Source organism: Prevotella aurantiaca (genome assembly GCF_015262605.1).
Lineage (GTDB): Bacteria > Bacteroidota > Bacteroidia > Bacteroidales > Bacteroidaceae > Prevotella > Prevotella aurantiaca.
The window spans coordinates 1-17,485 of the sequence record NZ_JABZSJ010000008.1 but is presented as its reverse complement, the minus strand read 5'-3'; the positions used below and the strand labels follow the sequence as shown (position 1 = coordinate 17,485).

Genomic DNA, 17,485 nt, shown 5'->3' with positions numbered 1-17,485 from the left:
CAAAAAATGAAACAATAACTGTTAATAATTAAATTTTTAAAGTGAGAGATTTTATGAAAAAAAGACTAACAATGTTTCTCGCCTGCATGTTCCTAAGTTTAGGAATGGCCATGGCACAGACACATGTTACGGGTATTGTTATCTCTTCGGAGGACAATGAACCTGTAATTGGAGCTTTTGTTAAGGTACTCGGTACTACAGACGGTACTCAAACTGACGTTGATGGTAAGTTCGAGTTGAATGTACCTGCTGGTGCAATGCTTGAGTTCTCATACGTTGGTATGACTCCTAAAAAGGTAAAGGCTGCTCCTGAAATGCGTGTAGTCCTCGAATCAGCAAACAAGACACTGGAAGGAGTAGTTGTCGTTGGTTATGGTTCTGCAAAGAAGATCGGTTCTATTACTGGTAGTATTACAACCGTAAATGCTGACAAGTTGAAGAATGCTCCTTCTTCTTCTGCATTGGACGCTTTGCAAGGCCAGGTTGCAGGTTTGAACGTGCTTTCTTCATCTGGTGAAGCTGGTGATAACGCTGTTTCTATGAGTATCCATGGTAAAGGTTCTCTTGGTGCAAGTTCAGCTCCATTATACGTTATTGATGGTATTCCATCTTCTTCACGTGCTATTATGGCGATGAACCCTAACGATATTAAGAATATCTCTGTATTGAAAGATGCTTCTGCTACATCTATTTATGGTTCACGCGCTGCTAATGGTGTAATCTACGTTACTACAAAGAATGGTTCTTACAGCTCAAAGGCTCGTATTACTTTCCGCTCACAGTATGGTATTTCTACTCAAGCAGATATGAGACTCTATAACAATATGATGAGCTCTTCAGAATTGAGATCTTTCTGGAATAGTGTTGGTGTTGACAATGCGACCATTGATAAGCGTTATACTTATAAAGATGAAGATGGTAATAGTCAAATTTATAACAGCAATACACGTTGGTGGGATTACACAATGCAATTTAACAACCCACAAACTCAGAACGACCTGACTATTGAAGGTGGTAGCGAACGTGTTTCTTATATGGTTGGTGCTGGTCAGTTCCACCAAAGAGGTGCTTCTATTGGTAACACCTTTGATCGTTATACTTTCCGTTCTAATATTTCAGCACGTCCAAAAGATTGGATGCGTATGGGTATGAATGTTAATTTGTCTTACGATACAACACAACGTAATGGAAACTTCGGTAACTCTTCTGGTACCTCTACTCGCTTAGCTGGAGGTCTATCTTTCCTTCTTAATCCATTGTATCCTGCAATTGACCCTAAAACTGGAAAGGAATATGACAAGAGATATCCAGGTTCGAATTTAACGAATCAACATTATGATAGAGCAAATCGCCCTGGAATTACTGATCGCTATGGAGTTCTTGGTAATGCTTTCGTTGAGCTTGAACCAATTAAGAACTTGAAGATTAGAACACGTGTAGGTACTGATATGGTTTTTGGACGTTATAATGCACTAGTAAAACCTTCTTATGAATTTGTTACTCAAGGTGCAAGATTAAAGTCATTTACATATGGTTTTACTAATACTATGACCAATACCATAGAGTATTCTTTCAACATCAACGATGACCATAATTTTACAATTTTGGGAGGCCATGAAGGAATGAAGTCAAACAGCGATTATTTCGAAGCATCATCTAGTGGTCAAATTGACGATCACTTGTTACAGCTTCAAAATGGTAAGAAAGAATCTTTTACTATGGAAGAATCTGTTGTAGATACACGCTCTTTGTCTTTCTTCGGTCGTATCGACTATGATTTTAAAAATCGTTATTTCTTCGATTTCTCACTACGTAACGATGCTAGTTCTCGTTTTGGAAAAGATAACAGAAATGCAATGTTCTGGGCTGCAGGTTTCCTTTGGAAGGTTAAGAACGAAGCTTTCATGAACGATTACCAATGGATTGATGATTTGAACTTCAAGATTTCTTATGGTACACAGGGTAACTCTGCTATTGGTGACTACGCTGCTCTTGGTTTGATTGGAGCTACAACAAACTATGATACTAATGCTGCTTGGGCTTACGGACATCCATCTAACCCTAACTTGACATGGGAAAAGCAAAGTATGTTCTCTTTAACATTAGATGGTAAATTGTTCCATAAGTTAGACTTCGAGTTGATGTACTATATCCGTAAGACTTCAGATATGTTGATGGGTGTACCTTACCCATATACTTCTGGATATCCACAAAATGTTCGTAATGTCGGTGGTTTGCAAAACACAGGTATTGACGTTAAGTTGGGTTATGATATTCTTCGTGGTCGCGATTATTATGTTCGTGCAGGTATCAACTTCAACTACAACAACGAAAAGGTTACAGAGCTCTTCCAAGGACGTCAACGTTGGGAAATTGCAAATACTATGACAGCTTATGTTGTAGGCAAACCAGTAATGTTCTATTTGCCACTTTGGGCAGGTGTAAACCCTGCTAATGGTGAGCCATTGTGGTACCTCCCAGGAACAAATGTTGATGAAACTACAATGGATCCAAGCAGAGTTACTAATCAATTCGATGAAACAACTCTGACTCAAAACTCAGGTTATCGTGTAAATGCTCCATTTAATGGTGGTTTCAACATCAGTGCAGGCTGGAAGGGTCTTACATTTGCTGCTGACTTTGCTGTAGTCCTTGGAAAGTACATGGTTAATAATGATATGTACTTCTATGCAAACTATGGTTTTGCAGGCCTTACTTATAACCAACATAAGATGGTGAATGACTTCTGGAGAGCAGACAATAAAAATGCTAAGTTCCCAGATTGGAGCAAGAACTATACAATGCAGTTCGACTCACACTTGTTGGAAAATGCTTCTTTCATGCGTTTGAAGAGCTTACAGATTGGTTACCAATTGCCAAAGTCGATGTTAACATGGCAGAATGTAATAGAAGATGTTAAGTTTACTTTGACAGGTCGTAACTTGTTTACAGTTACTAAGTACACAGGTATTGACCCTGAAGTTGCTGGAAATCTTACAGTAGGTAGGCTTGGTAACAGCAAACAAGTGCTCTTCGGTGTTGAAGTTGCATTCTAATTTATAGTTCAATAATGAATTAAATAAGAGAAATGAATATGAAAAAATATAATAAATTTTTGCTTATTGCTGGTATTGGCGCGTTGTCGCTGACATCATGTAATATGGACCTTGAACCATATGATGCAATCTCAGGTGAACCAACTGATAATCTTATTACAAAAAAGTCTATTGATTATTATTTGAATGGTATCAATAGTTCTTATCGTACCTCATTTTACGGAGATTTTACTTATTCTTCTGAGTTAATGTGTGATGGCTTCAATGCTACTACTATTTATGGTAACAATTATGGTGCCGTCCATCGTCTGGACGATTCTTTTACTGCATCTGACCAGAATACAGTAAATGTTTGGTCGAATCTTTATATCACTATCTCTAGATATAATCTCTTCATAAGTCAGATTGCTAAGTTCCAAGAACAGTATAGTGCTGATGCAAATGCAATGGCGAAAGCTAAGCTTTATAATGGTTATGCACACTTTTATCGTGCAAATGCATATCTTCAGTTAATTCGTCACTATGCAAAGGCTTATAATGCTGCTACTGCTTCTACTGATGCGGGTGTACCATTGGTGTTAGAATATAATTTGGAAGAAAAGCCTGCTCGTGCTACAGTACAAGCTGTCTATAACCAGATTAAAACTGACCTTGATATTGCTGCAGATGGTATTGCAACAAAGCAAGTTAATCCTCTGTTAGGTGTTACTAATGCAAATTACAAGATGACTCCTACTATGGATGGTGTAAATGCACTTTATGCTCGATACTATCTTGATATCCAAGATTACACTAATGCTGCAACTTATTCTAAGAAAGTGATTGATAATCCTGAATTCCAATTAGCAAGTACTCAAGATGCTTTTGTAGCTGAGTACACTTATGACAAAGGTACAGAAGCGATTATGCAATTGGCTGGTAATATTCAAGAAAACGGTGCAAATACAAATAATCTCTTTGTCCAGCTTAATATTCATTCAGCATTTGTTAGCATGTTTAATCCAAAGGGATACTATTACACACCATTATATATACCTTCACAAAAGCTATTGTCTCTTTATACAGTAGGGGATTTGCGCTTTAAGAATTGGTACGATAAAAGTGTGACAATGTATTTTGGTGATGTTACATCTGGTAAGATATACCTCTTCAAACGTTATATAGGTAATCCAAATCTTACTACTTCTGATCCAAATGGCCGACACTTGGTTAAGCCATTCCTCTTGCCAGAAATGTATTTGATTAATGCTGAAGCTAATGCGAAAGCTGGTCATACAGCTGATGCTGTTGCTATCCTTAACCAACTTCAAACTGCGCGTGGTGCTCAAACAACAGGTGCAAGCATTGATGAAATCGGTCAAGAATGGTTCCGCGAAATGGTTGGTGAAGGTCAACGTTTCTTCTTCTTGAAGCGTAATCACTTAGGATATAGCGGTCGTGATAATCAACCTGCTGCAGAAAACTTTGTTGAAAAAGGATCTGAATTTACTGGTAAGGTTCTTCAAGCTGACTCTAAGTATTTTGCATGGCCAATCCCTGCAATTGAAATGAAGGTCAATCCAAATCTTACACAGAACGAAGGTTACTAATTCACATTTGAATAAATAAATAAAAAGACTCGTAAGCGAAAGTTTGCGAGTCTTTTTTTATGCTTTCTATATACATTATATATGGTGCTGTTTCAAAGAATTGTACGAAATAGAACTTTTTATTTGTTTTATTTCTAAAATGTGTCTAACTTTGCAAAATTATATTCGGAATTTATATATTAATTAATTTTTATCATTATGACGCAATTTAAGACTATCGCACGGAGAGCCGTGTGGATTTGGTTGTTGGTTGCATTGTTTGGTGTAGCTAATAATATTCATGCACAAGTGCAAGAACTTGACTTTAGCAAATTAGACGATACACAACCGCAACAATCTTTATCGCAAACTGAGAATTATAAAGAAGCCATTGGACATACTTGGTTCAGTATAACTAATGTAAAGACTGGTGTTTATTGGAATGCATCTTATTCTAATCAAGAATTTAGCTTTAATGTATTGTATGCACAAGTAAAAAAGTTGAATGAAAACTTCAAATCTTTTTTAGTTTCTCCTGCATTGAACTTGTCTGATATAGCTGGCAAGCAGTTGAATGTTGATTGGAAAACAGGAACTGTAAAAGGTGATGTTAAACTTTCTGTTCTTATAATAGATAAGAATGGTGTGTTAATCTCTAAAGTAGGAGATGTAGTTCCTACGACATCGAATGCTTCGGATGATGAAACTTATTCAGTAGTTATCCCAAAATCTGTAAAAGATAAGGGTGTGGGTTTTGTTGCTTTCTATGAAGAAGGTAATAAAGATAACTATGCAATATTTAAGCTTAAGAATATTAAGACTGGAGAACAGCAAACAGCTGTTAGTATAACTATTGAACCTACAGAACTTGATTTTGGTTCAATCGTTCTAAATCAAATGTCAGAAGAGAAGACTGCGACAATTACAGTTGCAAACTTTAATGGCGAAAAGGTTCTTTCTGTTTTAGATGGAGATAATAAAGAAGAATTTGTTGTAAGAACTGAGAATGGAGAAGAACTATCTGCAGCAGGTGGTAAGTTGCTCGTGAAGTTCCAGCCTAAAACAGCTGGCGATAAAACTGCAACGATTACAATTACAGCTGGTAGTAAGGTTGAAACCATCGTATTGAAAGGAAAAGGTACAGAAGCAACACAGCAAGACAAACCTGAAAAAGAACTATTGGAAAATCAGTTCTTCTGGGACTTCGATTCGAACAATTTGCCAAAGAATTGGGAAGTTAAAGGCGAAAAAATATTTAAACGTGAAAAGCGCGATAGCTATCACTCAGACACTGGTTTTGGTGTCGGCATTAAGACAGGAAACAATAAAGGTTTCTTGAAACAAGTGATTGACTTAAAGAAGAACGATGTAACACTTGGCGACGAAATAGAGTGTCAGATTCATTACACAACTATTTCAAGTGCAAATAAAGATGGTGCTTTGCGCCTTGCACTTCGTTGGCTTGACGATAATGGCAATGCAGTTCAAAGTAACGAAGATGCCTTTATCAATAATCCTAAAGTTGTATTTGGTAAATTGAAGTCGTGGGGAACATTGACTTTCCGCACGATCTGTCCAGAAAATGCAACAAAGTTAGAGTTTGCCGTTGAAGTACAAGAGAATAGCGAAGTAAGTTTAGACGACTTCAGTGCTAATCGTATGAAAGCTTCAGAGGCAAAAGCTAAACCGCTTGTTGCAATTCTTCCACAGGTACACACTATTTATGGTGAAGTAGGAGAGACTAAAACATACGACATTGCTATCCAAACAATGCATTTAAGTGAGGCACAAAAGCCAAACTTTAGCGGTGGCGACAGATACACTAAGGCGAGCGATATGATGAAACTTGATATCGAAGAAATAGGTAAGAGCCAATCTGTTGGAGCAAAACTTATTGTAACTCCAACAAAAAAAGGCGCTTTTAAAGATGCTGATTCGTTTAGGTTGAGTTTCTCTGGTGCAGAGGAAACGCGAAATGGCGATATGTTGTTGATTGCTTATTTCATGGAGCAAGGCAAGAAACCTTCTGTTAAGTTGTCGGCAAATACACCTATCACCGAGATGAAAGCAGAGCCAGGCAAGACTGTTACACAAAACTTAGAATTTGATGTAAATGACATTATTACTGATGTAAAGATTGCCATCGAACATTCTTCTGAAGTGAATTGCTTTAAGAGTAATACAAATATCTTCATGTATAACAAGAGCAAAGGAACTATTTATGGTGAACCAAAGCTCCGTATTGATTTCCGTCCGCTTGCTGTAGGAACATATGACGCAACACTTGTTGTGTCAACTATTTTAGGCGATACAGTTCGTTACAATCTAAAAGGTGTATGCGAAGAACCTACAACTGGAGCAAAGGTGGAGAAGTTTACAGCTAACACTATTGAAGAACGTTATGCAAACGAAACAGAATGGAAGAACTTCGGAAAGTACGACCTTGGATATTGGAAGATAGAAGGTAAATGGAACAGTGCAAGTAATATAACACTGAATAAGGGCGGTATGCTCTATTACGATGATATTTTGGTAAATGGTTTGAATAAAGTGAAGCTAACTCCTGCTACTGCAGTAAATTCTTTCCGTGCAGAATATTCTATTGATGGTGGTGGCCACTGGTTGCCTTTGAACAATGATGGAAAAGCAAATGCTGCTGGTGAGTTTACTCTCGATAATCATCGTCCAACACTTGTGCGCTTTGTGAATATTGCCGAAGCTGATGTTAATGTGAATACTGTTCTGCTTTATGAGAACGAAAGTGCACAGCGCGAAATATTTGCTGATATTACTAAGGCTATGATGGCAAATGCTGATGCAAGTCCATTGTCTTTGATTAATGAACGATTCAGCGATATGCGTCACAGGCAAATTCTTAGCATAGATGGCTGGCAGAATTTGATTATACGTGGCGATCGTCCATTCTGGACATGGAAGTTAAGAGAAAACAACCTTGTTGATGGAAAAGTTGAACATGAAGGTGCTTATATTACATTCTGGAAAACTGGTGTTGTTGACCACAATTCATATGAATCGTGGCTTGTTTCTCCAACACTTTCTTACCAGCAGGCTGCAAGCAAAATCCTTACTTTCAGTCTCCGCTTCAATGGATTAAGTACAGATGAACAGCGCGAAGAGCTTTTCCAAGCATACATCATTACCGAAAAAGATGGTGTTGTGAAAGAACAAGTGCTCGATATTGAAAAGTACAAACCTGCAGGTGTTGAAATCGATAATGGTACGTGGTTGAACTATCGCATAGATCTTTCAAAGCATCCAGAATTAAATATCAACGACAATTTCCACCTTGCATTCTCTTTCTATAGCAAGGAAGGCGGCAATTATTCTGGTTTGAACTGGATGATTGACAATGTTTCGTTTGGTCGAACTGATTTACCAGAAATAACAGTCGATAAGAAAATCCTCTATGTTCCTTACAAGACGAAGCAGAAGACTGCACCTGTAGTGTTCAAGGTAACAACCAAGAACAACCCAACAGATAAGGTAAGCATTGCTTTATCGCCTTCAAAGATGAAGAAGAACTTCCAGTTACTTACTCCAGAGTTGAATCCAGAAGGTGGAGAAGCATCATTCATCTTCTACAGCGAAGATAGTAAGAAACATGCTGCTGCCTTTATTGTTCAGGTTCCTGGTGCCGAACCTGCAATTGTTAAAGTACTTGCCGACATCAATACTGGTATCGAAAATGTAGAAAATGGCAATGGTGCAACACCAATTGTAGTAGACGGAAACATAAAGATGGGCGGAACTTACAAGAACTACCACATCTATTCAACAGCAGGTCAGTTGTTGAAACAAGGCGGTTACGAACCAAATATTAACATTTCCGAATTACAACAAGGTATAATCATCTTGAAGGTTGCTACCGACAACGATGTAAAAACCTACAAGTTGCGCAACAAATAATGAATATTTTCTCCTAATAGATTAGGAAAAAATAAACCTCAAAAAGCGTGTTTACCAAATGAGTAAACACGCTTTTTTCGTGTCTTTGTAAGTTGCTTGTTATAAGGTATTAATCAAACTGATTAAAGGCTCTAAAAAATATGACGTCATATTTTCTGGAATGAGCAATCATATTATTGTAGCTGCGGTTTCATCGTTGCTTAGAATAGATTTTCTTAAGCGTTTCAACGAGTCGATAAAATTATTTTTTCTTCACTTAACAAACCCACTTATCAGTCAGATGCCAATTTTGTTCGTTACACCTATTAAGATAGTACGAGTAGATAAGCATTAACAAATAATATGTGTAAGAAGAAAGATACATATAAGCTATTATTTTGTGTCTAAAGTTTGCTTCATGCTGTTTTGTCGCTAACAGTTTGCAAATATTGCCAGTTGTTTCGTTGCAAAATTAAAAATAGGGGGGTAAATATTATAATGTGATGTGTTTTTAAAAAAAAGGAAATAATTGAAATAAATAACAAAAAAACCGAAATAAAGTTTTGTTTATTATATTTTATGTCTATCTTTGTAAGCGAACATTAAAAGAGACTTAGCGAAGTTCTCTCATGTAAGGTAGCCTTATCATACGAATTAAATCAGATAAGTACATCCAAAGCAAAATCATTCTGAAGAAAATTTTAAACTAGATAATAACAATAACAACAATCTTAAAAGCGTATGAAGAAAATCTACTATGCCTTTGTCTTAGTGCTAATGGCACTAACGTCAATGAATGCTATGGCAGATACGTCAATTAAGTTAGATGTAGACGATGCCAGTAGAGTGACGGTAAAGGTTAATTACGCACCAGTAGCGAATATCGTTAATGGTGTAAACGAATTAATGGTCCCAAAGTATGGCTCTGTTCAGATAGAAGCCAAGGAAGGTTTTTATTTAAAGAGAGTTTATAAACCAAACAAAGACGGCGAGGTTGTAGAACAAACAATTTCAAGTCTTACTTCTTGCAACATTTATTTATCAGATGCCGATGCCAACCTTACTTTTACAGTAAAGTCGGGCGTACTTGCTGATGCACGTACTTCATCTTGCATAGTTAAAGTTGATAATGCCGCAAAAGTAAAGATAGAACGCTATGAGTCGCACACACCAGTAAGTTTACAAAACGGCGATAATACAGTGAAATGGATTCCAAATGTAGAGAAAACTTTAATCGTTAGTAATGCTAATTATGGCGATGTGCCACTTTATAAAGTTACACTCGACGGAGTAGAAGTAAATGGTTCAGGCAATCAGTTCTTTGTAACACCTAAAGAAGGAAGCGTAGTAGTTATTACAGCCAATTATCCAGATGTAGACTGTCCGGTTAAATTCAATTTCTCAAGCGAAGACGTTAAAGCTATTATCAGTAAGGTTACAGCCGATGGTAAAGAAGTAACCAACTTTACCGATGCCAACTTTACATTGAAGGCAGGAACAAAGCTCGCACTTACCTTCGACAAAACAAACTATTCATTAGACGTTTTCAAAGTTAATGACGTAGTTACAAGCGTTTACGGAACCTTTGAATATCTTGTGAAAGCTGAAACTACTTTCGATATTACAGCGCACAAATATGCAACCATTAAAGCAATATTGAACGTAGATAAAGCCCAAAATATAACTGTTTACCAAGGCAGTAGCTACAATAACAAAGTCATAACTATTAAAGACGGCGAAAACACGATCGAATTGAACGAAGTAAGTAGCATGATTCAGATAAAGCCAAATAGTGGCTGCAAGATAGAAACCCTTAAAGTAAATGGCACAGCAATGACAGCTGGTGGCGATGGTTCTTACGAGATAAAACTCACTGAGGGAATGAAGATAGATATAACAACTTCAGCAATCGTTCGCGACCAGAAAGCAATTGTTTATATTGACGATATAAGTCTTGCCAATTACGGTTTCAATTTTTATCGTTCAGATCGTTCAATAGTTCCAATGCAAAGCGGAGAAAACACACTGATGTTCTCTGCCGATGATAATACATTTATGTTTGGTGCTTATGGTAACGACCTCAGCAAGATGATTGTAAATCTGAATGGAGAGAAAGTAAAACCTGCTTATGAAGGCGGAACTAGCTTCGAAGTAACATTGAAGAATGGCGATCGTTTGGAGATTTTGCTCAGTGGTCCAACCGGAATTGGTGGCATTCAAGAACAGTCGGCAAACAAAAAAGCAACTATCTATCGTCTTGATGGAACCCGTGTACAAGGCGACAACTTGCCTTCAGGTTTGTATATAATAAATGGTAAGAAAATCTTAATTAAAAAATAATGAGAAAATTTGCGTTTACTATTTTGAGCTTAGCCATGGCTACTTCAGTCTTTGGCCAATCAAAGCTCGACTTACAAAGTCAAATGATGCTATTGCAGTTGCGGAATACATCAATTCCGACATACAATAGTCGTTTGCGCACCTTTGAACGTGCGAAAGAAGTTCAGCAAAATGTTATGGCAATGATTGAATTCAACGGCCAAAATGCGCTTGCTGAACTTGAAAAGCAAGGAGTAAAAGTACTAAGAGTTCGTGGTAATATTGCTATCGTTACGCTTCCAACAGCTGACGTAGAACGTATTTCAGACTTGAAATGCGTCCGTCGCATGGAATTGTCGCGTCCTGTTTATCAGAAGATGGACATTGTTCGCAGTGTAACAGGTATCGATAAAATTCATCAAGGTATTAATCTTCCACAGGCTTACACCGGTAAAGGAGTTGTAACAGGTATTGTTGATGGAGGTATCGACCCTAACCATATCAACTTTTTAAAGCCTGATGGTACAACACGTTTTGGGTATCTTAGTAAGATAACAGCCACCACCACAACAAAGCAAGGCTATCTTTATCAGAACTATTATCCTCGTGCGGTACTAGACACAATGCAACAACGCGACGATACATACCCTATTGAAGAGTTTGCAACCGATAGTTATACAAACTTCCACGGCACCCACACATTGGGTATTATGGCAGGTGGATACAAAGGAAATATCGTTGCTGCAAAGAGTGACAACCAAGATGTATCTTATAACGTAACTGTGCCAAACCTTTATTATGGAGGTGCTACTGAATCAGAAATTATTGCTTCATGTGGTGATTTACGCGACCAATTTATTGCATTTGGTGTTGATGACATTATCAATTACTCAAAGTTGTCTGGCCCAAAGCGTAAACCATGTGTTATAAACCTTTCTTTAGGTAGTAACGTTGGTGCACACGATTCAACAAGTGTAATGAATAGATTCCTTGCATTATGTGGTAAAGAAGCAATCATTTGTGTAGCTGCTGGTAACGAAGCAGACCAACCAATTGCTTTGACAGCAAAATTTGATAAAGCTGATTCTACAGTTCAGACCTTTATCCGCCCAATGATGGAAGGTGAATACAAAACACCAAGCAAGACTTATTATAATCTTCGTAATGGTCAAATTTGTGCTTATAGCAATAACGCAGACGAATTTGAATTGCAGATTGTAGTAACAAATGCTGCACGCGACAATAAAGTTGCAGTACGTATTCCTGTAGCAACAAATACAAATGGACAGCCAGTTACCTATTCTTCTGGTGGCGAATATGCAATCACAGGAGCTGTTGTAAATTCTACTTTTGCAAAAGCATTTAATGGTTATATCAGTGCAGCGTCTATCAAAGACCAAGAAACTGGCCGTTATTATGTACTTGCACAGTTCTTGACAAGCGATAATCAAACAACTAATAAAGATGGTAATTATAAGTTAGGCTTGATTATCAAGAGCAAGAAAGCAGGACAACGAGTAGATGTATATGGCGATGCTCAGTTTGTTTATTTTGACGATTATAATCAGAAAGACTGGGTAAAAGGTTCTCGCAATGGATCTATCAGCGATATGGCATGTGCAGCCAACGTAATAAGTGTTGGAAGTTACAACGTTCGTAACCATTGGCCTTCGTTAGATGGTTATGTTTACGGTTATAACAAAAAGGGACAGAACGATGATTTCCCTGCAGGCGAAGTATCTCGTTTCTCTTCATATGGAACATTAGCTGATGGTAGAAACTTGCCAGATATCTGTGCTCCTGGAGCGTCTGTTGTATCTTCAGTTAATACATATTGTGTAACTAACCCTTCAATGGGTTATACTCCTGCTGCATTGCAAGCTAAGTTTGATCAAGGTGGAAAGACATATTTCTGGCATCAATCGCTTGGAACTTCAATGGCAACTCCAGTTGTAGCTGGTGCTATTGCACTTTGGTTGGAAGCTAACCCTAACTTAACTTATAAAGATGTAGTTCGTATTATTAAGGAAACTGCAGTAAAAGATAATTATGTAACAAGCACAGGCGACCCTGTACAATGGGGTGCTGGTAAGTTTGATGCTTATGCTGGTTTAAAGCAAGTATTACTTGAGAAGAATACAAGTGGTATTCAAGGTGTGAAAACAGAACAAAAAGAATTGCCAATTCTCAACATGACAGGTAGCCGTTCTTTCACAGTTTTCCTTGCAAACGCTAAGCAATTAAATGTACGTGCTTATAATCTCTCTGGCCAGTTGGTACAGTCGCATGTAGCCAAAGGTAATGAAACTAACATTGATGCTTCTTCATGGGAGAAAGGAGTTTACCTTATTCAAGTGAACGGAAGCCCAGCACAACGAATTATTATTTATTAAAATATGAAGAAAAAATTAAGTTTCTTAGCATCAGTTCTTTTGGTTCTGATGGCGATGATTGTAACTCCGCTCAAAGCACATGCGCAAAGCGAGGAACCAATCATAAGTTTTCATACAAATATTTATGAAAAGGCGCAAAGTTCTGGCATTACGCCAAGTGTTTCATTTGTTCTTGGTTCATCAGATGGCAAGCAGATAGTAAATATCGACTGCGGTGCTGGTGAAGAAGAATTCGAAGTAGATGAAGCTCAATTAAAGGAAGATCAATCTATTAAGGGTTCACTTTATACAGGACAAGTTTCAAAAGAAGGTTGGGTAAAAATTTATGGCGACCCCAATAAGATTTACTATTTCAATGCTTCTGGAAACGAAATTGATGAGATTAAGTTCAGCAGTAAGTTGAAACTTCGAATTCTTAATTTGGAGCACAACGTATTGAACGCTCTCAACATAGATGCTTTAAAGACTCTAAGTATTATCTATTTGCAGGATAACCCATTCACAAAGGCAACTCCTTTGATGATTGGTTCTATGCCAAACTTATTGGTATTAGAAATTGCACAGATTGGTCATATCTCATCTAACTTCTCACTCCGCAATTTCCCTGCAATTCGTTCATTCGACGCTTATCACACTTTAGGCTTGACTTCTGTAGACCCAACTGGTTGCCCTAATTTGCAACGTTTGAGTCTTGATATGACTAATGTATCTTCTGTAGATCTTACTAAGAACCCTGAATTGCAGGTTTTGAATGTCAGCGATTCACGTATTAAATCACTTGATCTAAGTAAGAACCCAAAGATAAGAGAACTTTATATTTCTCATTCTTCTGGTACTGTAAATACTGACATTAAGTTTGAACAAATAGACATTTCACATTGTCCTGAACTCTATTATTTCTTCTGTAGTGGTAACAGATTCAAGACACTTGATATTAGTAAGAATCCAAAACTCTTTACTTTCGCTTGCGACGATAACCTCTTGCGTTCTCTTGATGTAAGTAAGAACCCAGACCTTTACAGTGTAAACGTTCGTAATAATTATATGGACTTTGCAACATTGCCTTGGCCTGGAAACTGGTTCGAATATTATCATGCACAGCATGAAATGGAATTGAACGATACTTATAAAGTTGGCGATGTTATCGACCTTAGCCATCGTGTATTGCGTCAAGGTACAACAACCAATGGTATTCTTTTCAGAGTTCCAAAGGAAGATCCAACAAAGCCTGTTGAGTTAGACAATACATATTATAAGTATGAAAACGGAAAGGTAACTTTGTTGAAAGCACTTTCAGACCAAGTGTTCCTTCAGTTTACTAATACTGTATTAAAAGATTATCCAATCCGCACCGAGAATTTCAACATTAGAACTGCCGAAAACTTTGGTAAGGATATTAAGGCTGTTGAATTAACAAGTCTTGGTTCAGCTGGTGCTCCTATTAAGATGTCAATAGGTGTTATTGGTGCTACTGAAGCTTCTCCTGTTACTATTAAGGTTGATTTGGGAGATGGTAATCTTACTCCAATAGCAATTAAGTCAGAACGTCCTACAGTTGCAAACATTGATACACAGCGTAAAGGTTCTGGAAACATAATTGTTTACGTACCACAAGACCGTTATGTATCGTCTTTAGAAACTGATAATTTGCCTATTGATAATATCGATCTTACTGGATTAAATCAATTGCGTGTACTCTCTTTGAAGAATGCTGGTTTAAGAAATATTGACCTCAGCTACAACAATAAACTTGAAAAGCTTGACCTTTCAGGTAACATGCTTACACGCCTCACATTGAAAGGCCCATCATCTTATTTCTATAAGAGCTTGTTGACAGACATCAACTTAAGCAACAACCAATTGGAAAGCTATGAATTTGATGATTTCTATGCTGTTCGTAAGTTTGATATAAGCAATAATAAGATGGTTAATTTAGATGTATCTGATGCAGACAACCTTCGTTCGCTCAATATATCTAATAATGCTTTCAAGCGCTTGTTGCTTAATCATAGTGAACTCTTAGAGCGCTTAGATGCTTCTAACAACCAATTGACTGAAATTAAGATTCCGCCAGTTGCTCCTATGGCTTATTTAAATGTAAGCGGCAATAAGTTTACATTGGCTAATATGCCTGCAGATTTCGGATTAGAAGGTGCAAACTTTATCTATGCTCCACAGCAAGTTCTCGAAATCTCAGAATCTTCTCCAGGTATCGACCTTTCTGAGCAATTCATTACAAAGAAGGGTGCAACAACACAATATGTATGGAAGAAAGCAAATGGCGACAGATTACAGGAAGGCACAGATTATACTATAAATAATGGTGCTGCTAAATTCCTAAATTTAAGTGTTGGTAAGATTTATTGTGAGATGACACATGCTGCTTATCCTGCATTTACAGGTGCAAATGTGTTTAAAACAACGCTTGTGCAACCTATTGCTATGCCTCAATACGAATTGGCATCTTTCACAACTGTAAATGCAGTAGATAGCGTTGAACTTTCTATGGCAAGTCCAGTTAAGGGTACATCTGTTTATTTCGAATGGAATGCTGATGGTAATGTTACTCAGTATACATTGGATACTTCTTACAAAATCTTTAGAGCTAAATCGAAAGCAAATACCAAGGTACGTGTTCTTGTTGCTAACGAACAAGATAAACTCTCAGTATTTAGTATTTCACACGCTAAGATTGGCGAAACTGACTTCACTGGTTTGAAAGATGCTCGCACCATTACAATTGATGATGCTGGATTGAAATCGGTTAATCTCCCTGCTTCTTCTGCTCTAACACAGTTGAATCTCAGTGGAAACGAATTAACAGAACTTGATTTATCGAAGTTCCCGAACCTCTACTTCCTCTCTTTGAATGAAAATAAGCTGAAGACTTTCGATTTGTCGAAGGCTAAGAAGCTCGGTCTTGCACTTCTTTCTGGCAACAATATGAAAGAAATTAAGATAGATAATCCAAATCTTTGGAATCTCGACTTGAGCAAAAATGCATTTGAAAGTGTTTCTCTCGACAATGCTCCTGCTTTGGAACAACTTTGGTTGAACGATAATAAACTTACAAAGGTTGATATTTCTAAGAATACAAAACTCACCGTATTGAATCTTGTTAAGAACAAATTAAGATTCTCTACAATGCCAATAGCAGTAGATAGCGATGGTAAGAGCAAGTTCTTTAAGTATTCTTACAACCTACAAGAACCTCTCGATGTGAAGAGCGTTAATGGTAAGGTAGACTTAAGTTCTGAAGCTATAGTTGATGGTGAACCTACAACATTCCGTTGGTTTGTTGACCGTATCAATGTTATTGATGGTGAACCACAAGGTGAAGAGTTAGAAGCTGACGAGTTCTCTATCGTAAATGGTGTTACTACGCTAAAATTAACAAAGGCTGCTAACAACCTTGTTTGTTTGATGCGTAATACTCGTTTGCCTAATCTCTACCAAATAACCAACTATATTACCTTCGATCCAAATCCAGCTGGTATTGATGGCGTTAATGCTGACGATGTAACAATACAGCTTGTAAATGGTGGAATTACAGTTCTTGGTGCAAAGAATAGCATCCTCGCTGTTTATACTATCGATGGTAAGTTAGCTTATCAAAACAAATTGGCTGATAACGAAACACATGTTTCTCTATCTGCTGGTACTTATGTTGTACGTGTTGGTAATAAGGTAACAAAGGTGAATGTTAGATAAAAGAGATTTTATAATTCTCAGATAAAGAAAGAGTACTTATCCTACAGGGTAAGTACTCTTTTTCTTTTTGCGAGGTTTCAATTTATTAAATGTTTAGAACAAAGTAAATAGAACTCAAAATATTTTAAGCACAACTTACTTTAAACTTTATATAAGAAAGGTACTTTCTTTTAAAAAATGGGTAAGTCTATATTTCTCTTATCTTTGGAAATTTAGACTTACTTTTTACCCATTTATTTGTTGCCATATTTTTTTAATTATAAAATAAAAATTTATAATAATAATTTGTTGATTTTATAATTATAATTTTTTATTTTGTAATTATAAATTTTCAGCCCCCTATATTAACTGATAATGCAAAGATAATTTTTTATATTAAAACAGCGTGTTTGCAGAAATAAATAAAATTAGCTACTATTGATTGTATAATGATAAAAAAGAAGTGTTTTTTGCAAAAAAATACTTCAAAAATTTTGGTTAATTAGGGTAATTCAGTTAATTCCCTCTTAAGAATCTCTGGAGACTGTCAAAT

Annotated in this window: 6 protein-coding genes; all 6 read left to right on the top strand. The window is 36.9% G+C overall.

The window, feature by feature from the left end:
- Positions 1 to 53 precede the first annotated feature (53 nt).
- Positions 54 to 3,056: a SusC/RagA family TonB-linked outer membrane protein gene (locus tag HXN26_RS02755; protein ID WP_273158502.1), complete on the top strand. Its 3,003-nt coding sequence runs from the start codon at positions 54 to 56 to the stop codon at positions 3,054 to 3,056.
- Positions 3,057 to 3,094: 38 nt separating this feature from the next.
- Positions 3,095 to 4,645 carry a RagB/SusD family nutrient uptake outer membrane protein gene (locus HXN26_RS02750; protein WP_273158500.1) on the top strand — a complete coding sequence of 517 codons (1,551 nt, stop codon included), beginning with the start codon at positions 3,095 to 3,097 and terminating at the stop codon, positions 4,643 to 4,645.
- Between the two features lie 198 nt (positions 4,646 to 4,843).
- A complete protein-coding gene (locus tag HXN26_RS02745; RefSeq protein ID WP_273158499.1) occupies positions 4,844 to 8,551 on the top strand; it encodes a choice-of-anchor J domain-containing protein in 3,708 nt (1,235 codons plus the stop codon).
- A 720-nt stretch (positions 8,552 to 9,271) separates the two neighbouring features.
- Positions 9,272 to 10,870, top strand: coding sequence for a hypothetical protein (locus HXN26_RS02740; RefSeq protein WP_273158498.1), 1,599 nt, complete (start codon positions 9,272 to 9,274; stop codon positions 10,868 to 10,870).
- Positions 10,870 to 13,242, top strand: a complete 2,373-nt coding sequence (locus HXN26_RS02735; RefSeq protein WP_273158497.1) for a S8 family serine peptidase — start codon at positions 10,870 to 10,872, stop codon at positions 13,240 to 13,242. The genes HXN26_RS02740 and HXN26_RS02735 overlap by 1 nt, the downstream gene beginning before the upstream one ends.
- Before the next feature lie 3 nt (positions 13,243 to 13,245).
- Positions 13,246 to 16,953 (top strand): leucine-rich repeat domain-containing protein, encoded by a 3,708-nt coding sequence (locus HXN26_RS02730; RefSeq protein ID WP_273158496.1) that lies wholly within the window; start codon positions 13,246 to 13,248, stop codon positions 16,951 to 16,953.
- The last annotated feature ends 532 nt before the right edge of the window (positions 16,954 to 17,485 follow it).